This is a genomic window from Nocardia sp. NBC_00403, assembly GCF_036046055.1.
Taxonomy (GTDB): domain Bacteria; phylum Actinomycetota; class Actinomycetes; order Mycobacteriales; family Mycobacteriaceae; genus Nocardia.
The window spans coordinates 8,156,255-8,176,397 of record NZ_CP107939.1; the positions used below are offsets into that span (position 1 = coordinate 8,156,255).

Below are 20,143 nucleotides of genomic sequence, written 5' to 3' on the forward strand. Positions count from 1 at the left end.
GTTCTCGGGCTCGGCTCGCGGCGAAAGGCGAAAATGCTTCGCGCCGGAGCCGTCCCGGATCCTACGATGGTCGACATGTTCGGCTTCGTCATCGCTCAGCAGTCCGCAGTCGCGGACGCGATGGCGGCTGCCCTGGCAGCGTCGGCAGCCGCTGCCGCGCAGCTCGACGGCGCCCGAAGCTGACCTTCCCCGGGATGTCCCGGGACCTCGGACGGGGAAGGTCACCCGTCCTAGAGGTTCCGTCGCGCCATCTCGAAAACCAGGGAAATCCCATGTCCAAGAAGACGTATGTCCGCACCAAGCCGCACCTCAACATCGGCACCATGGGTCACGTCGACCACGGCAAGACCACCCTCACGGCGGCGATCACCAAGGTGCTCGCCGAGCGTGGCGGCGGTAGTTTCGTACCCTTCGACCGCATCGACCGCGCGCCGGAGGAGGCGCTGCGCGGTATCACCATCAATATCGCGCATGTCGAATACGAAACGGCCACCAGGCATTACGCGCACATCGACATGCCGGGTCACGCCGACTTCGTGAAGAACATGATCACCGGCGCCGCCCAGCTCGACGGCGCCATCCTGGTGGTCTCCGCGCAGGACGGCGTGATGCCGCAGACGGCCGAGCATGTGCTGCTGGCCCGTCAGGTCGGCGTCGAGCACATCGTCGTCGCCCTCAACAAGGCCGACGCGGGCGACCCGGAACTGCTCGACCTGATCGAGCTGGAGGTCCGTGACCTGCTCACCGCCCAGGGCTACCCCGGCGCGGAACTACCGGTCGTGCGGGTGTCGGGATTGCGGGCGCTGGCGGGCGAGGACCACTGGACCGCGGCGCTGCTCGAACTGCTCGACGCTGTCGACACGCATGTACCGACCCCCGTCCGGTACACCGACGCGCCGCTCCTGCTGCCGGTGGAGAACGTCCTGACCATTACCGGTCGGGGCACCGTCGTCACTGGTGCGGTGGAGCGCGGCCGGGTCCGTCTCGGTGACCGGGTGGAACTGCTCGGTCTCGACGGCGAGGCCCTGACCACGGTCGTAACCGGGGTGGAAACCTTCGGCCGGACAATGGAGTTCGCGGAAGCGGGCGACAATGTCGCGCTGCTGCTGCGCGGCGTGCAGCGCGGTCAGGTCCGTCGCGGCCAGGTCGTCGTTGAGCCGGGCAGCATCGCGGTGCACACCCGGTTCAACGCCCGCGTGTACCTGCTCGGCACGGCCGAGGGTGGTCGGCGCACACCGATCACCTCCGGCTACCGCCCGCAGTTCTACGTGCGGACCGGCGATGTCGTCGGTGACGTGACCCTGCCCGACGACATCGGAATGGCGATCCCCGGCGACACGGTCGAACTGACCGTGCGACTGGGTCACCCGGTTCCGCTCGAGCCGGGCCTCGGCTTCGTCATCCGCGAGGGCGGGCGCACTGTCGGTGCGGGCACGGTGCTCAGCACCGACTAGCGGGCGATGCGGGGAGCCGCGATGTTCATGCGGCTCCCCGCATTACGACCGATTTCTACTGTGCCGCATCGTCGTCCGGGAGGTGCGATTCCGGATCCAGGGTCGGCACCCTGGTGGCTCGCATCGACAGGAACGTATCGAGCAGCGCGAGTCTGTCGACGGTCAGACCGGTTGTCATGGACGACAGTTCGTCCAGCAGAATCTCCGCTCCCGACGCCACCTCGATCCCGGGCGATCCCGGGTCGACCCGACGCCACGGCAGGGCGATCGACCACGAGGGGTCGCCGCAGGCCCACGCCCACAGGACGGCACGGACCACCGTGTGCATGGTGGTGTACACCCGGAAATGCTCGGCCTCGGATCCCGCTCGGTGTTCGAGTTCGTAGACCCACTCGTAGCGGCGCGCCCCGATGTAGTTGTCGTCGTCGCGCGCCACGACCAGAAAGGGGTCGTCCGGGTCGGTTCCCGCGACCACGAGGTCTTCCAGCAGCGGGGCGGTGAGGTACGGCAGCGTCCGCCCGTCACCGACGGTGACCAGGACGTCGACGTGGCCGCGTGGGTCGTAGAGATGCCCGGTCTGCACGTCGAGAACCGCCAGGTCGCGATCCTTGGTCAGCTCGAGCACGGTGTGCAGATGCCGGTTGCGGCCGGGCCCGGTGGCGCGCAGGACCGCTCCGCGGGAGTCCGCAATGGTGACGACCAGATCATCGGCACTGCTGCGACCGTTGGCCTCGGCCACGAACTCACCTACGTCGGGCGAGATGGCACCACTGTAGGGATGAGCCCACATCTGCCGGTACCGCTCGAGTGCGTCGAGGGCGGTATCGACATCAGCGGCCGGGGCTACCCCGAAATCGCAACTCACCCAATCGAGTTAACCCGATGACAATAGGGTTCCCCAGGATTGGGGACTAGTGCGCAGTCGCTATCAGGTGAATGCGTAGTGCACGAATTCACCGGCCGACTCGAAACCGATGGCCCGATAGATCTTGTTCGGGGTGGGGTTGTCGATATCGGCGAACAGGCAGACGTCGATGCCCTCGGTGCGCAGCGTGTGCGCCACATGAGCAGTCAGAATGCCGGCGTAACCGTGGCCACGATCGGCGGGCGGCGTGTAGACGGGACCAATGCGGGACCAGCCGTACACGGGCGCCTGATGGGCCGCCAACGAGACCGGCCTGCCCTCGTGTTCCCACAGCCACCACCGCCCCGCCGCAATCCGCTTGCCCACGAGCGTGGCGGTCCACCCCTGTGGGCCCATGCCCGACTCGACCCGCATCGCCTCCGACCAAGCGAGGCACAGATCGATGTCGGATTCGACCGCGCGGCGCGGCGAACCGGCAGCCTCGGGGGACCGGAGTGTGCGGAGCCGATACAGGCGCGTGGTGTAAGCGTGCCGATACCCGCCGCCGCGCATCGCACTCCAGCGGTCGCCGAACCGGGTGGCGGTCTCGATGGCCCCCTCGACTCCGCCCGCGTCGGGAGCGATCTCGGCAAGCGCCTCGGCGACGGCGTCCACGCAGCCGTCGGCGAGCTCACCGAGGTACAGGTCGCGACCCGCGCTGCGCATCGCCACACCGAGCACTGTGCCGTCCTCGGCGTGCGCCGAGAGGAAACGCGACGGCTCGTTCGAGCCGTCGAGGCCACCGGCGGAGTTGGCGGTACCGGTGGTGATCACTGTGTGCCGCAAGGGGTCACGGCGCAGGAACGTCTCGGTCCGCGATCGGAACTCCGCGGGGTCCGTGGTGATCTCGATGCGCATCGGATCAGGCTAGAGCCCCGAATACGATGTGCGCTCGTAATTCTCGCGAGCGCGCAAAATGCAGATACCGAAGTGTCAGCGTTTCAGCCGGTTTCGCCCACTCGCGCACCTTCGGCGCGGAGCTTGAGCAGGACCAGACCCGCTGTGCACGCCAGAATCAGTCCGGCAACCGTGATTTCGACATGTAAGCCGGCAATGCCGAGGACGGCCCCGACGATTCCGCCGACGAAAATCAGCCAGCCCGATATCCGCGACAGAATCGTGGACAGGGTGCGCACTGGCTGGTTCGACACCATATGCTGCACCGTTGCCGGGGCCGCTGGTTCAGCGGCTGCGGACGAGGCATGCAGCGGAGTTGTCGAGTAAGCTCCCATCATCTACTCCTCGATGACGCCGATCAGAGTGTTGCTGTCGCGCAAATCGCACCGCGCGTCTCTCATCTGGATACAGGCGTCTCACGCGTAACTTTGATCACACGCTAAGCCACGGAACGCGGTTCATTCGCGACACGTGCCCGCGACACGCAATGTAGATCAATTCGATATCTGAATTACGGATGTTTATGATTCGCATGTTCGGCGCATCACCAGCGAATTTCTCACCTGTGGCCGGGCCGCCCGGCCTCGATTAGTGTGAGCCCGACTCGATACGCACGAGGAGTGTCACCGATGGAGAGCAGCAGGACCAAGATCGCCGGTCCGGCGATCGCCGCGGGCGCGGTCTCCCTCGGACTCGTCCTGATCGGCGCCTGCGGTGTCGGTAAACACGACACCTATGTCGCACCACCGCCGATCAAGTCTGCCGCCGACGCCGCACCGATGCGGGAAGGCTCCAGCGTGACGGTGCCGAAGGTCTTCATTCCGCCCTCGCCCACCTGGAAGGTCGCCCCCAACGCACCGCGTAGGGATGTGGCCTTCACCGTGCCGCCGACGGCGGCGCCGGGGGAATCGACCACCCGGCCGTCCGGGACGACGACGTTGCGGGCCGACACCAGTCCGCTGCCGCCACCACCGCCGGTCGTCGCTACCGAGGCCCCCGAACCGGTGACCACGCCGCCACCGACTACGCCGTCCGTCGAACCGACGCCGCCGCTGGCCACGACACCGGCCGCCGAGCCATCCAGCGGCGGCGAGTAATCCGATCCCCCGCGACGGTGCGTGAGCTCACAACCCACGCACCGCCATCCGGTTTTTAGAGCTCGGCCAGGTCGTAGTCGCCGACCCCCGCGGTCAGCACCCGCAAGTGCTCGAAACCGCCGCCGAGCGTGCGCTCGATGGCGGTGAGCCGGGCCACGTAGTGGCCGACAGGGTATTCCGCGGTGACACCGATGCCGCCGTGCATCTGGATCGCTTCCTGACCGACGTGCCGGGCGGCCCGCCCGACCTGCAACCGGGCCCGCGACGCGACCACCGTGTCGTTGCCGCCGTCCGCCAGCGATGCCGTCGCGTAGAGACTCATGCTGCGCGCGAGCTCGAGCGAGACGTACATGTTCGCCGCCCGCTGGGTCAGGGTCTGGAACTTCGACAGCGTGACACCGAACTGCTTACGCGTACGCAGATATTCGGCGGTCAGCCGCAGTGCCTCCGCCATCGCGCCGACGGACTCCGCACACAGCCCGGCCTGGGCGTGCACGGTGGTCGACTCGATCGCCGACGCGGCGTCGAGGTTGTCACCGAGCAATTCCGCGGGCGCCTTGTCGAACTCGATCTGTGCGCCACGCTGGCCGTCCACCGTCCGGTAGGACTTGCGGACCACGCCGGCGGCGTCGAGACCGACCAGGAATAGACCGACACCGCCACCGGGCAGCACCGCACTCACCACGAGCTCATCGGCGCAGTCGCCGTGCGGCACCGGGTTTTTGATGCCGGTCAGCACGTAGGAATCGCCCTGCGCCGTCGCAGTCGTGCGCAGTTCGGTGGACGGCCAGCGCACCCCGGGCTCGGCATGTGCGAAGGCAAGCAGCTTGTTGCCTTCGACCACCTCGGGCAGGATCCGCTGCCGTTGCTCAGCACTGCCGACCCTGGCGATCAAGCCACCCGGCACCAGCACCGCGTCCAGAATCGGCTCCGGTGCGAGCCTACGGCCGAACTCCTCCAGCACGAGGTTGGTCTCCACCGGTCCGGCACCGACGCCGCCGTCCTCCTCGGTGAAGCTCAGGCCGAGCACGCCGAGTTCGGCGAGCTGACGCCAGACATCGCGGCTCCAGCCGAGTTCGGTGTCGGTGATCTTCAGCCGGGATTCGGGATCGTAGTTGCGGGCCAGCAGATCGCGGACGGTGTCGCGCAGCATGACCTGTTCATCGGTGAGTTCGAAATCCATGGTGTCGCCTCACAATCCGAGGATCGTGGAGGCGATGATGGTGCGCTGCACCTCGCTCGAACCTCCGTAGATGGTTGTCTTGCGGTAGTTCAGATAGCCGGGGCCGCTACGCTGCGCCCAGCCGGGCGAGGCGATGTCGTCGGCGTCGACCGGCACCGCGTCCTGGCCCGCGATATCGAGCAGCAATTCGGTGGCGGCCTGCTGCAGCTCGGAGCCGCGCAGCTTCAGCACCGACGAGGCCGGATTCGGCTTGCCCTCGACAGAGTTGGAGACCACGCGCAGCTGGGTGATCTCCAACGCGAGCAGTTCGTTCTCCAGCTCAGCGATCCGCGCCGCGAAGACCGGGTCCTCCAGCAGTGTGCCCGAGCCCGACTTGGTCTGGCGCGCATAGTCTTTCGCCACACCGATCTTGACCTTGGTGCGGCCGACGCCGGTGATACCGGTGCGCTCGTTGCCGAGCAGGAACTTGGCGTAGGTCCAGCCCATGTTCTCCTCGCCGACCAGCTGATCGGCGGGCACCCGGACGTTCTCGAAGAAGACCTCGTTCACCTCGTAGCCGCCGTCGATGAGCTTGATCGGGCGGATGGTGACACCGGGGCTCTTCACGTCGAACAGCAGGAAGGAAATGCCCGCCTGCTTCTTCGGTGCGTTCGGATCGGTGCGCACGAGGCAGAAGATCCAGTCCGCGTACTGCGCGAGGGTGGTCCAGATCTTCTGGCCGTTGACGATGTAGGAATCGCCGTCGCGCACCGCGGTGGTGCGCAGCGAGGCCAGGTCCGAACCCGCGTCGGGCTCGGAGAAGCCCTGGCACCACCAGATGTCCAGTGCCGCGGTCGCAGGCAGGAAGCGCTGCTTGACCTCCTGTGATCCGAACTGCGCGATCACCGGGCCGACCATCTGGGCATTGAACGTCAGCGGCTCCGGCACCGAGGCCAGCTGCAATTCGTCCTGCCAGATGTGGCGCTGCATCGGCGTCCAGTCCTTGCCGCCCCACTCCACCGGCCAGTTCGGCACGGCCAGACCATGGTCGTTGAGGATTTTGTGCGCTGTGACGATGTCGTCGCGGGACAGTTCGCGGCCGTATTTCACGCGCTCACGGATGTCTTCGGGAATCTCGGTCCGGTAGAACTTTCGCAGCTCATCGCGAAAGACCACCTCGTCGGGGGACAGACTGATTTTCATACACATCTCCCGGTGTGTCTCGTACGTCCGAGTCAAACCTACCCTCCGGTAATCTCTCATTGCCGACTGGGTCACAGCGGGAGGACACGCATTCGCCCGGACACCGTGACCGGCTAGCTCGGCGGCGGAAACAACGAGCTGGTACGTTGCTGGGCGTGGGTAGGGGAACCCTGGGGATCGGTATCTAGGAGTAACGAGTGAACGGCAGACCCATCGCACGCGCGGCCGCGGCAATGACCTCCCTCGGCATCGGTGCGGTGCTGGCACTCACCGGGACCGCAGCGGCCGAACCGGTCGCGCCCTCGCCGGTCGACATCGGCCTCGCCCAGCTCACCGACACCGCGGGATCCGACACAGCCACGCAGGCGGGCGTCGCCGCCCTGCAGCAGTACACCAAGCTCGTCGATGTAGCCGAATTGCGGCACGTCGCAGGCACGTTCATTCCATTCGCGTACGCGGCGCCGACCTTCGGCTGTGGCAGCAACGGCCCCATCACCACCATCATCGCCGCGGCCACCGCCAACGGGCCCACCTCGAACGAGGGCGCAAACCCCAGTCCGGGCACCCTGCGGTTCAGCGCAACGCCCGCGCACTCGGGTTCGCCACTGGCCTCCGGACTGACAGTGGCCTGGATCAACATCAATACTGGCGCCAGCGGTCTCGACATGCTCGACGACCGGACCGAATACGGCCTGCCGAGCCTGTCGAAGAACGTGGCGAGCGGATCGGGCACGGTCCTGGCCTCGATGTGGGGCATCATCGACTACCCGTTCGCGCACTGCGTGATGACCCCGACGGTCGGGCTGTTCACTGTCCCCAATGCCCCGGCGCCCGCACCGGCCGCGCCCGCCGTCCCGGGCGAAACGCCGTCGCAGCCGGGCGCGGCGCAACCTGCCCCCGCCAACTCCCAGCTCCCGACCTCGGCGCCCGCACCGGCTTGATCGAGCCCGGCGGCGCGGTCGATCAGCGCACCGCCTGACTCCGATCTCGTTGCCCGCGTAGCAATTCGGGTGTGGTCGTGCGGTGATCGCACCCGAATTCATTGCCCTCAGCGCAGCTTCGCGAAGAAGGTCCTGACGTCGGCGGCATGCATGTCCGGAAGTTCCATCGGGATGAAATGGTTGCCGGTGTTGCCTTCCGGCCAGTGCGCAATGATGTTGTCGCGCTCGGCAAGTCGCCGCATTAGTGCGGAGCCGCCGCCGTAGACGCCGGTGGGGACCAACTGCTGACCGGTGGGCCAGGTGAATGCGCCGTTGCCGTCGAGACCGTTGTACATCGGCCAGGACGACGTGCCCGCAGTGTTGGTGAACCAGTACAGGCTGATGTTGGTCAGTAGATGGTCGCGGTCCATCACGTCTTCGGCCCGGTCTGCCAGCGGGGTGAATTCGTCGAACTTCTGCATGAGCCAGGCGAGCAGGCCGACCGGGGAATCGGTCCAGGCGTGCGCGAACGTCTGTGGGGCCGCGCGCAAGAGGACGTGGTGGTCGATACCGCCGGACATCCACTGCTGCATCTGATCCCACTCGGCGCGCTCGTCGATGGACATGGCCGGCACGTCGGCCTCGGTAGGCAGCCCGATGCCGCCGTCGATGTGCACCCCGACCACCCGACCGGGCGCGTCGATCGCCATTTCGGGCGCGACATAGGCGCCGAGGTCACCGCCCTGCGTGCCATAGCGCTGGTAACCGAGGCGGTCCATCAGCGTCACCCACATCTCGGCGACCCGGCGCACCGTCATTCCCGTCTCGCGCGGCGCTTCGGAGAAGGCGAAACCAGGGACCGAGGGGATCACGACGTGGAACGCTTGCGCAGGGTCGAGGTCGTGCGCGCGCGGATCGGTCAGCAGCCCAATAGTTTTCGTGAACTCCACGAACGAGTTCGGCCAACCATGGGTGAGGATCAGCGGGAGCGCCCCCGGTTCGGGCGAGCGCACATGCAGGAAATGCACGTCGAGGCCGTCGATTTCGGTGACGAACTGCGGGAACTCGTTCAGCGCCGCTTCCTGTGCCCGCCAGTCGAAGCCGGTGCGCCAGTATTCGGCCAGTTCCTTCAGGTAGTCGACAGAGACTCCACGCTCCCGGCCCACGCCGGGCAGCTGGGCCGACCAGCGGGTGCGCGTAAGCCGTTCGATCAGGTCGTCGACATCCGCCTGCGGGATGTCGATGCGGAAGGGGCGAATGGCGGTGCGGTCGATGTCCATCAGGATGGCTCCTTGTGGGTCGGTCGTTCGGTTCGTGATCAACGGTAGGACCCATATAGGACCATGTATGTCCTAGTTATCTGGAATCCTGAAATCATGAACGACACCCCCGCTCGCCTGCTGCGGCTGCTCTCGCTGCTGCAGACTCCTCGCGAATGGCCGGGCAGCGAATTGGCCGACCGCCTCGACGTCACCGATCGCACCGTGCGCCGCGATATCGAACGGTTGCGCGACCTCGGCTACCCGGTCGAAGCGACGATGGGCGCGCTCGGCGGCTACCGGCTGGTCGCAGGCACCGCAATGCCGCCGCTGCTGGTGGACGACGACGAAGCGGTCGCCATCACGGTCGGACTGCGCGCCGCCGCCGGATACGCCGTCGCGGGCATCGAGGAGGCGTCGGTGCGCGCGCTGGCCAAGGTGGAGCAGGTGCTCCCCGCGAAATTGCGCAGGCGAGTTCGGGTCCTCGGCGCCGCGCTGACACTGCCGAACGATGACGGCCCCTCGGTCGACCCGGACGTGCTGACGACACTGGCCTCGGCCGTAACCAACAGGGAGCGAGTGCGCTTCGCGTACCGCAGCGGCACCGGCTCCGAAACCCGTCGCCATGTGGAACCGGCCGGGCTCGTCGCCGCCCGCCGACGCTGGTACCTCGTCGCTCACGACATGGAACGGGACGATTGGCGCGTCTTCCGCCTCGACCGGATCGAACGCCCCCAGGCCACCGGCGCGCGCTACGCCCCGCGCGAACTTCCCGCCGCCGATCCCGCCGCATATGTGGCCGGGCGCCGAACCGATTGGGGCACACCCACTTACCGCGTCAGTGTGACAATCCACGCGCCGGTCGGAAAGGTCGCAGGCCGACTGGGCGATACCCCGGGCGACCTGGCCGCCATCGATCGCGACTGCTGCCGGCTCGAGGCCACCCGCGACGACTCGCCGGAGTGGTTGGCATACCGCCTGATCGGACTCGGCGTCGACTTCCAGGTGCACGAGCCACCCGCATTGGTCGCACACCTGCGCACTATCCGCACTCGCATCACCACAGCCATCACCGCGTGATCGTGGACCCGGCTACGCGGTCGTCGTCATCCGACACCAGCTGCTGGTCTCGCGCCGATGGTCGGCCTCGTCGCTCCGTGGCCATGTGAGGATTCTGCTCGCGCAATTGTGTGATCGCGACGTGCAACTCGCCGTGCTCATCCACCGAGGCGGGGGTGTCGTCGCCGAGCCGGGCGGCGAGTTCCCGGTAGCCGGCGTCCACACTCTCGGCGACCAGGTCGGCGGACGGGTGTGCGGATTTCGTCGCGGATCGGTCGCAACAGGCGCGATAGGTCGGCAATCCCGGGTGGGACTTCTGCTTGGTCCGAATCCTTTCCCGGGCGGGGACGCTCTTATGGGGCGGTCCGATTCAAGCCAAAAGGCATTGGATCAGGACGACACGGCCGACGACGCCGATCACCAAACCCGGTTGGCATACCAATGATCCAGCTGCACCCAGCGCACCACAGTCCTCGATCCCGGTCCATCCCACAACCACAAGGAGCCCACATGTCCGCTCTCCGCCTGCCGCAACCAACCCCAGCGACGCCCGTGAGAGGGCCGTTGCCCGGCCGTCGGTGGTCCGGCTCACGACGTCGGACGCCCGCCCTGGCCGTCATGGCGGCACTGGCCACCAGCATGCTGTCGATCGCACCCAGCGCCGCTGACGCCGACACCACGGCCGGTCAGCCCGTCCCCGCCACCGACATCGCATCGACAACAGCTGACGACGTCGGTCGGTCACCGTCGTTGACAGCACCCACCCATGTCGTCACCGTCGCGGGGCTGCCGATCGCCTACCGCAGCTTCGGACACGGACCAACCCTGCTATTGACCCCGTGCCTCGGATTCAGCATGGACGACTGGGACCCGGCACTGCTCGACCGCCTGGCCACGACCAACCACGTCGTCATCTTCGACTCCGACGGCGTGGGACGGACCCCGGCCAGCTCCTCGGCCATCTTGACCGTCCCACAACTCTCCGATCAGGTTGCCGGCCTGATCCGAGCTCTCCACCTGAACCGCCCCACCGTCGTGGGCTACTCCCTCGGAGGATTCGTCGCGCAACGTGTGGCCGTGGACCACCCCGATGCCGTTGGCGCCCTGGTCCTGATGGGTACCGGCCCCGGCGGATCACAGCAGGTGCTGCCCGATCTGCCCAGTCTGGTCCGGGGTGGGCCGGCGTTCGACCCGCTTGTGCCTGCCGACCAGGTCATTCCGCTGTACTTCAGCGGCCACCCCGACGCTCTAGGTGCGTGGCGTCAACGAACAGCTCTGCGGCCCAACAGGGTCGGGATGAACCTGACCGGCCTCAACCGTCAACGCGCCGCAATGACCGACTGGCTCATCAACCCCACCACCAACGTCGTCAGCAGCCTGCCCACCCTGCAGCTGCCCACCCTCATCCTGGGCGCCGAAAACGACGAACAAGAACCCGCTGCCAACTCCACCGTGCTACATCACTACATCAACGGTTCGGAATTGCTGATCTACCCCGGGCTCGGTCACGCGTTCCCCTTCGAAGCACCAGAGCGCGTTGCTGAAGACATCGCCCGATTCACTCGGTAGCAGCCGGGGTGACCTGGTGATCTGCCACTACGCGGACAGGCTGTCCTACCGGGCCATTAGCGTTCGACAACCGAGGCCGGTTGCGACCCGTTGTCGGATACGAAACGCTATGGCCGCCTGATCATTCGGCTGCCAGCGCGCGATGCTCGAAGCGGCGCCATTGCGAAATCGGCAGGGCGCCGAATCGTTCCGCCGCTATTGCCTTGGCCACCGCCACCTGCGGTTCCAGCACGAATCTACGCCGACCGGACGGCGCGAGCGAGTGCACGGCGGTCCAGGGTGTCTCGGATAGCCGCAGCACTGATGCCCTGCGGCGGAAGCGTATTCGGCGCTTGTGGTCATGACGACACCGGCACCGGAGCAGACTCCCGAACCCGCGTCGGGCGCAGCGCCAACGCGACGACGCCCGCGGCGAGAGCGGCGGAGATGCCGAGCAGGAAGGCTCGGTGCGAGGCGTTCAGCGCGGCCTGCAAGGTGGTCGGCGAGCCGATGATGGCGATCAGAATGGCCGTGCCGAGCACTGCGCCGAACTGACGGAAGGCGGCGCCGACCGCGCTGGCGGAGCCGTAGCGGTCGGCCGGGACATTGGCTACCGAGGCGGCGCCGAGGGCCGGGAAAGCCAGCCCGATACCGATGCCGACCAGCGACTGGCCGGGGAGCCAGGTGCCGAGGAAGTCGGGCTCGGCGCCGCTGCCGCGGAGGACGAGTAGGCCGATGGCATAGACAATGGTGCCGGGGACGATCACCGCTCGGTGGCCGAAACGGTCCGCGATGCGGCCCGCGGGGATGGCGACGACGGTGGTCAGCAATGGGCCGGGCAGTACGGCCAAACCCGCCTTCAGAATGCTGTATTGCCATACTCCGGTAAGGAAAAGGATGTTGCCGAGGATCATCGAGAAGAAGGCGAGTGCGAACAACAAGGTGCCGACGTTTCCGACCGCGAAGCTCTGGATCCGCATCAGCGCCGGGTCGACCACCGGTTGCGGGTGAACCAGGCACCGGCGCACCAGCCAGCCGATCAGAACCGCCGCGGCGACGAAGCAGGCCACCGTGTCGCGGCTGCCCCAACCCCAGCTGTCGCCCTGGATGATCGCCAGCGCGAGCAGGCCGAGTCCGGCCGCGGACAGCACCGCGCCGAGCAGGTCGGGCAGGCCGGTCGCGTTGTCGTCCTTGCTTTCGCGAAGCGCGGATCGCCCCGCGGCCAGGATCAGCAGCCCGACCGGAATGTTGATCAGGAAGATCCAGCGCCAGTCCGCGATCTCGATGAGCAGACCACCCAGCGGCGGTCCGGCCCCCGCGGCGAGCGCCGCCGCCGCGCCCCAGATCCCGACGGCCGCGGCTCGTCGCTCCGAGGGGAACTCGGGTAACAGCAACGCCAACGAGACCGGCGCGATTACGGCCGCACCCACGCCCTGCAGCGAGCGGGCGCCGACGAGCAGCTGCCAGTTCGGCGCCAACGCACAGGCGATCGAGGTGATCACAAAAAGGCCTATCCCCCAGAGCAGCACACGCTTGTGTCCGAGCCGGTCGGCGAGCCCACCCGCGGGAACGAGCAACGCGGCCATGGCGATGAAGTACGCGTCCAGCACCCAGCTCAACTGCGCGCGGCTGGCCTCGGGGAAGGAGGCCGCTATGTCGGGGAAGCTCACGTTGACGATCGAGGTGTCGAGGAAGGCGAGGAACGCGCTCCCGCAGATGGCCACTAGCGCCAGCGCGCGTCTTTGGAACATGCGTAGACGCTAAGCGTCGTCGTTGCATTTTGCAACGGCTAGGCTGGGGGTGATGAAACACGACGATCTGCTGGCGAGTAATTGCGCGATCGAACGCTCCGGAGCCGTCCTCGGTGAGCGCTGGGTGATCGCGATCCTGCGCGCAGCCTATTTCCGGGCCCGCACCTTCGAGGACTATCAGCGCAAAACCGGTATCGCACGAAACATCCTGACCGAACGGCTCAATCGCCTGGTCGCCTTCGGCATCATGGAACGCCGCGAGTACGCCTCCGGCCCACATCGCGCCCTGCACGAATACCGCCTCACCAACGCCGGAATGGAGCTCTATCCGGTCATCGCCGCCATCCTCGCCTGGGGCGAGAAGCACACGGGCCTGATCAACGGCGCCCCCACCGAACTGGTGCACGGCACCTGCGGCAAAGTGACGCACGCCAAAGTGGTGTGCGAGTGCTGCGGTGACGAGCTACACCCACACCACATCGAGGTCCGTCCCGGCCCCGGCGCGAGCAGCCCCGCGCCACCGTGGACGCCGATCGGCTGACCTTGCCGCTGCGGCGAGTGCTGTCGTGCGGCTAGCGCCAGAGCCGAATGCGCAGGATCGCGCCGCCCTCGGTACCGGCAAGCAGTTCGTCGGGGTGACCGGGCACGGCCGCGACCGAGGTCATCGGTTGGTCGGTGAGCACGGCGCAGGCGGCGTTCGTGTCCGGGTCGATACGGACCAGTTGGCCGGAGATGGTGGTGACGTACAGGATGCCGTCCCGGTCGACCAGGTCGTCGGCGAAGTCGGGAATGCCGGGCAGCGTCGAGGAAAGGTCGGCGACGACGGATCGGACGGACGGATCGTCGATGGACATGCGCAGCACACGACCGAGTGGATTGCCGTTCGACGTCAGATAGAGCGAGCGATCACGAACGACGATGCCGTTGGCAGTGGCCGTGGTGGCCCGCGCGGTCCACTCGGTGTCGACCACGCCGTCCCTGCCGATGCGGATCACACCGGACGTCGCGGCCACATAGAGATTGCCCGCCTGATCAAAGGCAGCGCCGTTGGGCATGGTGAAACCGGAAACGAACGTCTCGGGCTTCGGGTCGGCAGCGGTGGGGTCGAAGCGGACGACACCGCCCGGTCGCAACACGCTGGTGGGTGAATCGCCGTAGACGACGTAGAGCAGTCCGTCGGGACCAAGACGCACCGCACCCGGATACTCGACGGGAACCCGCCCGGTCAGCGCACCCGAGCTGTTGTAGCGCTGGACTTCATTGCGGTAGAGGCGCGATACCCACAGATTGCCCTGCGCGTCATAGCCCACGTTCTCCGACCAGTCGAGGATCGGAACACCTGCGGGCACCGCGGTCGCGGCCTGCGCGGGGGCGCACGCGGCGATCGGCTCGGCGGCGGCAGTGGACGGGGTTGCGACCCCACCGCAGGCAACGGCAACCAGTGCGGCGATCGGCCAGCAACGATGAATTCTACGCACCCGGCACCTCGGCTCTCGATACGAACACTGATCGTCCAGCAGTCTAGACACCGCGCGGATTCGGCCATGAAGTCGACTGATTCGCACAGAATTTGGCACTATCTATGGATGCCCTTTTTCGTCGGCGCTCGTGGCCGTATGCATTATCGGCGGTGGCCGTTCGACAATGACGGCGACAGAGCCGGTGTGATCGTATTACTGCCCGGTATCGGACAGCACAGCGGGCACTATCACCGCTTCGCGCGGACGGCGCGCGCCGCCGGGATCGAGGCATGGGCGCTGGACACCTCGGGCTACGGGCTGAGCGAAGGCGACCCGAACAACCCGGGCACCCTGGCCGAGCTGGTGGCGGACGCGACCATGCTGATCGAGCTGGTGCAGGCCGAGCTGCCCCGCACGCCACTGATCCTGATGGGTCACTCGCTCGGGGCCGTCACGGCGCTCGGCGCACTGGGCGCGGCGGTGCCCGACCAGGCATCGGCAACCGACGACCTGAACGCGGTGGAGGCGGATTACCCGCGAACTCCGAGCCTGCCGCCGAGCGCACTGGTCGGACTGGTGTTGTCCGGGGTGCCGAAGCGGGCACTCGGCGGCGGCGCACCCGGTGCGCCGGGATCGCCGTTGCCCGGTTCCCTTCCGGTGCTGGCAGTGCACGGTGTCGAGGATCGACGCGCACCGATCGATGCGATGAGGGTCTGGACTCGACGCCACGAATCGGTAGATTTACGCGAGTACGCCGACGCCGGGCACGATCTGCTGCACGAACCGGTGCATGCGCGGGTCGCTGCCGACATCGCGGAATGGGTGCAGGGTGTCGTCGTGGGGTTGGCACGACACCGATGAGCTGAACGCAGCACGATGAGGAAGGGGGACGGCGAGATGCAGTCGAAAGTGACAGCCCTCGACACCGCGGTCGATGAGGGTGAACTGTGGATCGACGGACTGTTGGTCGCCGAAGGCGCGCCGGAACGGTGCGCCCTGCGCTACGAACAGCTCGCCGATCAGGTCGAAGCGCAGATCCGGGTGCTCGCCGCAGCGACCTCACTCCCCGGGTTCGGCGGATTCGGCTCCGGTGACGCACTGCGCCGCGGCTTCGAGACCAAGGCCGACGGCGCGGTGACCCGGTTGCAGCACTATGCCGACGCCGCAAGGGAACTCGCGCGCACCTTCCGCGCGGCCGGTGCGGCGTACACGCAAGCCGACGACGGGCTCGCGGTCGCGGTCGACCAGACCGAAGTGGCGGGGGTCGCCCATGCGTAAGTTGCCGCGCACCGCCGAGCACGGAGCCCACCGCGCCGATCCCGATTACGCACCGAACGTCGAAATCTTCGACAACCTGACGCATCAGGACATCCACGCAGGCGTCCAGCTGCTCGACCCCGCGGCACTGTCCGCGGGCAAGCAGGCGTGGCAGGGTTCCGCGACCGGGCTTGCCGAGGCGGTCGAGCAGGCGCACAACGAAATTCGCGCCGCCATCGCCGACGGCTGGCGCGGGAGCGCCGCGCAACAGGCCGCCGATGCCGTGCACCAGTTCGAGCAGTCCGGGCAGCAGCTCGCCGATGTGATGTCGACGGTGGCGCAGCGGCTCGGTCAGGCAGGCGACGCCGCAGAGGCCCTGCGCGCCGCAGTCGTCGAACCCTCCAGTGCCACACCGGATCTCGCGTCCGCACTACTCGATCCGGCACAGGCCACCAGCAATACCGACACCCAGAAGGCCACCGAGCACTCGCGCCAAGATGTGGTGCAGGCGATGGACAGCATCTATACGAATGCCTTCATCCCCAGCGGATCCGGAATACCGGCCTTCCCTGATGACACGACAGGCGCCGCACCCCAGGAGCCCGGCAGCACATCGACACCGCAGCAGGCGACGACTGCGTCTGCTGCCGACAGCACCATGGGAAGGCTTACCGCACAGCAGATCTCGACGCCCGCTCCCCCGGCTGGGACTCCGGAGTCGATGGCGGCCGAAGAGACCGCACCGGCGGCAGCCTCCGAGACGACCCCCGCCGCGGTTTCCCCTGCGGCCGGTTCGCTCGGTAGCACCGCCGCTGCCACCGGCGGCCTCGACACGACACCTGCCGCGCCACGGGTTGTCGCCGCCGCAGCGGAGCAACCAGCGTCGGGGCCTGCGGCGATCACCCCGGACCGAGCTCCTCGAACAGCTTCCGGCACACCGGTTGTCGCCGCCGCGACTGTGGCGCCGTCGACCGTGCCCGGCTCCGGCGGCAACGCCACGGCCGCCGACGAGGAACGCAAGCGCGAGGAGCGCCGCAAGGACTCCAACAGCGATGCGGTCAGCGGGATGGGCGCGGGCGCGATGGGCGGCATGATGGGCGGCGCGCTCGCCACGGCCGACACTCCAAGACAATCCTCGAGCTCGCCGCAGCGGGCCGCGCAATCCGACTACGAAGACGACGACGATCTGCACTTCGTCGACGACGAGCTCACCTTCCTCGAACCTGCCGACGAGGCAGGCGAATTGATCGGTGCGATGGATCCGACGACACCGCCGGTGCTCGGCGAGTGGAGCGAGTACGAGTGAGCTGGACGCTCACGCCCGACCAGTTCGCGCTGGCCTGGGCGCGCACCGACGGCGATCGGATTCCCTATCCTCTCGCTGTCCGACTCTCGGCCCGCGACACCACCGAGCGGGCGTCGCAACTGCCCGCACTGAACCGGTGGTGTGACCGCACACTCGACGCCGACCTGGAGGCGGCGTTGCGGCTGCTGGCCCGACCCACGGTGCGCGTCGAAGTATTCGGGCAGCGCGACGATACGAATTCCGAAGCCGCCACGATCCGGCCCGTCCGGGTGCTCGGCGTGTCCACCGGTGAGATCGCGGTCGTCGCCGCGCAGCGCGCCGCCGCGACACCGGACCGCGGTGGTGACATCCGGCTGTTCGTCGGCGCTGCGAAAAACCTGTCCGCCAGGGTGGTTTCGATGCTGCCGGAGAACACCCCCGGCGCGATTTCGCGGATGACCGCGCCACAGACGCGGGTCAAAGAGGACAGCCGCGACCTGGTGACCGTGCCGGTCGCCGGTCCATCGACGCCATCGCGCATGCGACGGCTGCTCAACCGGCCTCGCGACGGCATCGGCCAGATCGTGGTCTCGCTGCGCCGAGCCGACGACGAACTGCGTCCGTTCGGCGTGCTGTGCTGGATCGATGTGGTCGGCGACGGCCGATACGCCGTGCGCACGGGCGCGGATGTCGACATCGTGCCGGTGACCGCGGAAGTGTTCACCGCACAATTGAGCCCGATGGTCACCGCGGCCGAACGCCGGATCACCTACGCCGAACGCTGGTGAGCTTCGTTACGGTGGGCACGTGCCACTCTACGAATTCGAAGGCAAACGCCCCCAAGTCGATCCGACCGCGTTCATCGCGCCCAATGCGACGCTGATCGGTGACGTTCGGGTCGAGGCAGGCGCCTCCATCTGGTACGGCGCGGTACTGCGCGCGGATTTGGCCCCGATCATCATCCGGGAACGCGCCAACGTCCAGGACAACGCCGTGCTGCACGTACCGCCGGACGTACCGATGGAGATCGGCCCCGGCGCGACGATCGCACACAGCGTGGTGTTCCACGGCGCGTCGGTCGGTGCGGAAGCCATTGTCGGCAACAGCAGCACTGTCCTCGACATGGCCGAGATCGGTGCGGGAACGATGATCGCCGCACACTCCTTGGTGCCCGCGCACGCGAAGATTCCGGAGGGCGTCCTTGCCGCAGGCGCACCCGCCCAGGTCAAGAAGCCGATCGCGGGCACCCCGGCCGAGGGTTGGGTCAAGCTCAACCCTGGCTTCTACGCGGACCTGGCCCAGCGTCACCGCAAGGGCATCACCGAGGTCTGACCGGCGCACGCACGCCGCTCAGGACAGCAGTGCCGTGACTTCCTCGTCTTCGAGCTGGTGGAAGTCACGGTAGGCGGTGCCGACCCCGCCGAGTGCGCGCGGCACCAGCGGACAGATCACCTCGTCGGCCTCCGCATCGACGCGATGCAGCGCCTCCGCCGAGGACACCGGCACGGCAACCACGATCCGCTCGGGCTGTTCTTGCCGCACGATGCGGCAGGCGACCACGACGGTGGCTCCGGTCGCCATGCCGTCGTCCACGATCACGACCGTGCGCCCGCCCATCGCGATCGGCTCGGCGTCACCGCGCAGCACCATGCGGCGGCGTTCGAGTTCGACGCGCTCGAAGTCCTCGATCTCGGCGAGCTGCCGCGGCGTGATCCCCGTGTGGTCCAAGACATCCTGGTTGAGCACCCGAACGCCGCCCGCACCGATGGCGCCCATCGCCAGCTCCGGCTGCCACGGCACACCGAGCTTGCGAACCAACAGAATATCGAGATCGCCGCCGATCACATCCCGCACCGCGGCGGCCACCGGAACACCGCCACGGGGCAGCCCGAGCACCAGCGGGTCCGACGCACGCAGGTGCGCCAACTCAGCACCCAGCGCACGACCGGCCGACGCCCGATCGGTGTAGATCATCCAACAGAACGCTACTCCGGTACCCGCTCGGCGATGGTGAATCGACGCAATGCCAGGCTCGGGTTCGTGGTGCGCACGGTCGCCAGGTAGTCGAGGTCGATGCCGGCGCTCAGCACACCCGGATCATCGCCGAGTTCGGCGAGCACGCTGCCGGTCGGATCGATGATCATCGACGCGCCTGCGCCGCGCGGCGCGGACTGATCGGCAGCTGCGACGTACACGGTGTTCTCGATCGCGCGGGCGCGCAGCAGCGTTGTCCACTGGTCCACCTTCGACGGGCCGGGAATCCACTGTGCGGGTAGCACCAGCACCTGTGCGCCCGCCGCCGCGACGCGACGACTGCCCTCGGGGAACCGTAGATCGAAACAGGTCTGCATGCCGAACATCACATCGTCGACCACGAATGTGGCGGGCGTCTCGATCTCCCCCGGTTCGACGATGTCGGATTCGAGGTGTCCGAACGCGTCGTAGAGGTGCACCTTCCGATACCTCGCGACGAGGCTCGCATCGGGTGCCAGGGCGACGAGGGTATTGCGGATCCGGTCCGCGCCTGCCGCCACTTGCTCCACCGTTCCGGCCACCAGATGCACACCGAATTCGCGCGCGATCGAGCCGAGGCCGGTGACGAACGGCCCGGTCAACGGTTCGGCGACGGCGACAACGCGCGCGTCGAGGCGAGACACGGCAAACATCGAGTATTCGGGCGCGATCACCACTTTTGCGCCGCGTTCCCGAGCCACGCGGACGTGCTCGCGCAGCGCGGTGAGGTTCGCCGCGGGATCGGTTCCCGGCGCAAACTGAACGACCGCAACATCCAGCGCAGACGTCGCCGGGCTCTGATGCACGGACGCACTATCGGGTTGCATAGATCTCACGGTATTGGGCCGGTGGCCGGGACGGCTACCGGGAGGCA

The 20,143-nt window shown here is 67.6% G+C and carries 23 protein-coding genes; 11 read left to right on the plus strand and 12 right to left on the minus strand.

Features of this window, described 5'->3' with window-relative positions; genetic code table 11:
* The first annotated feature begins 272 nt into the window (after positions 1-272).
* Entirely contained in the window at positions 273-1,454 is a 1,182-nt protein-coding gene (tuf, locus tag OHQ90_RS36665) for an elongation factor Tu (RefSeq protein ID WP_328405535.1), read from the plus strand.
* Between the two features lie 55 nt (positions 1,455-1,509).
* Here tuf and OHQ90_RS36670 read toward each other — a convergent pair whose 3' ends face one another.
* The 3 genes from OHQ90_RS36670 to OHQ90_RS36680 form a co-directional block, all read right to left on the minus strand.
* Complete coding sequence (locus OHQ90_RS36670) at positions 1,510-2,319, minus strand: hypothetical protein (protein WP_328405537.1); 810 nt, start codon at positions 2,317-2,319, stop codon at positions 1,510-1,512.
* 63 nt (positions 2,320-2,382) lie between these two features.
* Positions 2,383-3,216 (minus strand): GNAT family N-acetyltransferase, encoded by an 834-nt coding sequence (locus tag OHQ90_RS36675; protein ID WP_328405539.1) that lies wholly within the window; start codon positions 3,214-3,216, stop codon positions 2,383-2,385.
* Between the two features lie 83 nt (positions 3,217-3,299).
* Positions 3,300-3,512 (minus strand): hypothetical protein, encoded by a 213-nt coding sequence (locus tag OHQ90_RS36680; protein ID WP_328405541.1) that lies wholly within the window; start codon positions 3,510-3,512, stop codon positions 3,300-3,302.
* A 372-nt stretch (positions 3,513-3,884) separates the two neighbouring features.
* Between OHQ90_RS36680 and OHQ90_RS36685 the strand changes: the two genes are divergently transcribed.
* Positions 3,885-4,352, plus strand: coding sequence for a hypothetical protein (locus OHQ90_RS36685; protein WP_328405543.1), 468 nt, complete (start codon positions 3,885-3,887; stop codon positions 4,350-4,352).
* 55 nt (positions 4,353-4,407) lie between these two features.
* Here the strand turns inward: OHQ90_RS36685 and OHQ90_RS36690 are convergent, their stop codons facing one another.
* Positions 4,408-5,535 (minus strand): acyl-CoA dehydrogenase family protein, encoded by a 1,128-nt coding sequence (locus tag OHQ90_RS36690; protein ID WP_328405545.1) that lies wholly within the window; start codon positions 5,533-5,535, stop codon positions 4,408-4,410.
* A 9-nt stretch (positions 5,536-5,544) separates the two neighbouring features.
* Positions 5,545-6,717, minus strand: a complete 1,173-nt coding sequence (locus OHQ90_RS36695; protein ID WP_328405547.1) for an acyl-CoA dehydrogenase family protein — start codon at positions 6,715-6,717, stop codon at positions 5,545-5,547.
* Between the two features lie 197 nt (positions 6,718-6,914).
* Between OHQ90_RS36695 and OHQ90_RS36700 the strand changes: the two genes are divergently transcribed.
* Complete coding sequence (locus OHQ90_RS36700) at positions 6,915-7,658, plus strand: hypothetical protein (protein WP_328405549.1); 744 nt, start codon at positions 6,915-6,917, stop codon at positions 7,656-7,658.
* Positions 7,659-7,765: 107 nt separating this feature from the next.
* On the opposite strand, the gene OHQ90_RS36705 is transcribed toward OHQ90_RS36700, so the two are convergent.
* Positions 7,766-8,917 carry an epoxide hydrolase family protein gene (locus OHQ90_RS36705; protein ID WP_328405551.1) on the minus strand — a complete coding sequence of 384 codons (1,152 nt, stop codon included), beginning with the start codon at positions 8,915-8,917 and terminating at the stop codon, positions 7,766-7,768.
* A 96-nt stretch (positions 8,918-9,013) separates the two neighbouring features.
* Here OHQ90_RS36705 and OHQ90_RS36710 point away from each other — a divergent pair, with 96 nt between their 5' ends.
* Positions 9,014-9,976: a helix-turn-helix transcriptional regulator gene (locus OHQ90_RS36710; protein ID WP_328405554.1), complete on the plus strand. Its 963-nt coding sequence runs from the start codon at positions 9,014-9,016 to the stop codon at positions 9,974-9,976.
* Here the strand turns inward: OHQ90_RS36710 and OHQ90_RS36715 are convergent.
* Entirely contained in the window at positions 9,966-10,256 is a 291-nt protein-coding gene (locus OHQ90_RS36715) for a hypothetical protein (protein ID WP_328405556.1), read from the minus strand. The genes OHQ90_RS36710 and OHQ90_RS36715 overlap by 11 nt on opposite strands.
* A 209-nt stretch (positions 10,257-10,465) precedes the next feature.
* On the opposite strand from OHQ90_RS36715, the gene OHQ90_RS36720 reads away from it, so the two are divergent.
* Entirely contained in the window at positions 10,466-11,524 is a 1,059-nt protein-coding gene (locus tag OHQ90_RS36720) for an alpha/beta fold hydrolase (RefSeq protein WP_328405558.1), read from the plus strand.
* Positions 11,525-11,645: 121 nt separating this feature from the next.
* Here the strand turns inward: OHQ90_RS36720 and OHQ90_RS36725 are convergent, their stop codons facing one another.
* Both OHQ90_RS36725 and OHQ90_RS36730 read right to left on the minus strand, forming a co-directional pair.
* Complete coding sequence (locus OHQ90_RS36725) at positions 11,646-11,792, minus strand: hypothetical protein (protein ID WP_328405560.1); 147 nt, start codon at positions 11,790-11,792, stop codon at positions 11,646-11,648.
* 70 nt (positions 11,793-11,862) lie between these two features.
* Positions 11,863-13,254, minus strand: coding sequence for an MFS transporter (locus OHQ90_RS36730; RefSeq protein WP_328405562.1), 1,392 nt, complete (start codon positions 13,252-13,254; stop codon positions 11,863-11,865).
* 52 nt (positions 13,255-13,306) lie between these two features.
* Here OHQ90_RS36730 and OHQ90_RS36735 point away from each other — a divergent pair, with 52 nt between their 5' ends.
* Positions 13,307-13,795, plus strand: coding sequence for a winged helix-turn-helix transcriptional regulator (locus OHQ90_RS36735; RefSeq protein ID WP_328405564.1), 489 nt, complete (start codon positions 13,307-13,309; stop codon positions 13,793-13,795).
* A 31-nt stretch (positions 13,796-13,826) separates the two neighbouring features.
* Here OHQ90_RS36735 and OHQ90_RS36740 read toward each other — a convergent pair whose 3' ends face one another.
* On the minus strand, positions 13,827-14,732 hold the full coding sequence (locus OHQ90_RS36740) for an SMP-30/gluconolactonase/LRE family protein (protein ID WP_328405566.1): 906 nt from the start codon (positions 14,730-14,732) through the stop codon (positions 13,827-13,829).
* Between the two features lie 108 nt (positions 14,733-14,840).
* On the opposite strand from OHQ90_RS36740, the gene OHQ90_RS36745 reads away from it, so the two are divergent.
* From OHQ90_RS36745 to OHQ90_RS36765, 5 genes are read left to right on the plus strand one after another with little or no spacing between them, the layout of a single operon-like run.
* The gene (locus OHQ90_RS36745; protein WP_328405568.1) at positions 14,841-15,575 is read left to right on the plus strand and encodes an alpha/beta hydrolase; all 735 of its coding nucleotides are present in this window, start codon (positions 14,841-14,843) and stop codon (positions 15,573-15,575) included.
* A 15-nt stretch (positions 15,576-15,590) separates the two neighbouring features.
* Positions 15,591-15,992, plus strand: a complete 402-nt coding sequence (locus tag OHQ90_RS36750; RefSeq protein WP_328405569.1) for a hypothetical protein — start codon at positions 15,591-15,593, stop codon at positions 15,990-15,992.
* Positions 15,985-17,277 carry a PPE domain-containing protein gene (locus OHQ90_RS36755; RefSeq protein WP_328405570.1) on the plus strand — a complete coding sequence of 431 codons (1,293 nt, stop codon included), beginning with the start codon at positions 15,985-15,987 and terminating at the stop codon, positions 17,275-17,277. Before OHQ90_RS36750 ends, OHQ90_RS36755 begins: the two co-directional genes overlap by 8 nt.
* Positions 17,274-18,044, plus strand: coding sequence for an ESX secretion-associated protein EspG (locus OHQ90_RS36760; protein ID WP_328405571.1), 771 nt, complete (start codon positions 17,274-17,276; stop codon positions 18,042-18,044). Before OHQ90_RS36755 ends, OHQ90_RS36760 begins: the two co-directional genes overlap by 4 nt.
* 19 nt (positions 18,045-18,063) lie before the next feature.
* Positions 18,064-18,588, plus strand: coding sequence for a gamma carbonic anhydrase family protein (locus tag OHQ90_RS36765; protein WP_328405573.1), 525 nt, complete (start codon positions 18,064-18,066; stop codon positions 18,586-18,588).
* Positions 18,589-18,606: 18 nt separating this feature from the next.
* Here the strand turns inward: OHQ90_RS36765 and OHQ90_RS36770 are convergent, their stop codons facing one another.
* A complete protein-coding gene (locus OHQ90_RS36770; RefSeq protein ID WP_328405575.1) occupies positions 18,607-19,230 on the minus strand; it encodes a phosphoribosyltransferase in 624 nt (207 codons plus the stop codon).
* Between the two features lie 11 nt (positions 19,231-19,241).
* Positions 19,242-20,096, minus strand: a complete 855-nt coding sequence (locus OHQ90_RS36775; protein WP_328405577.1) for a carbon-nitrogen hydrolase family protein — start codon at positions 20,094-20,096, stop codon at positions 19,242-19,244.
* Positions 20,097-20,143: the final 47 nt, after the last annotated feature.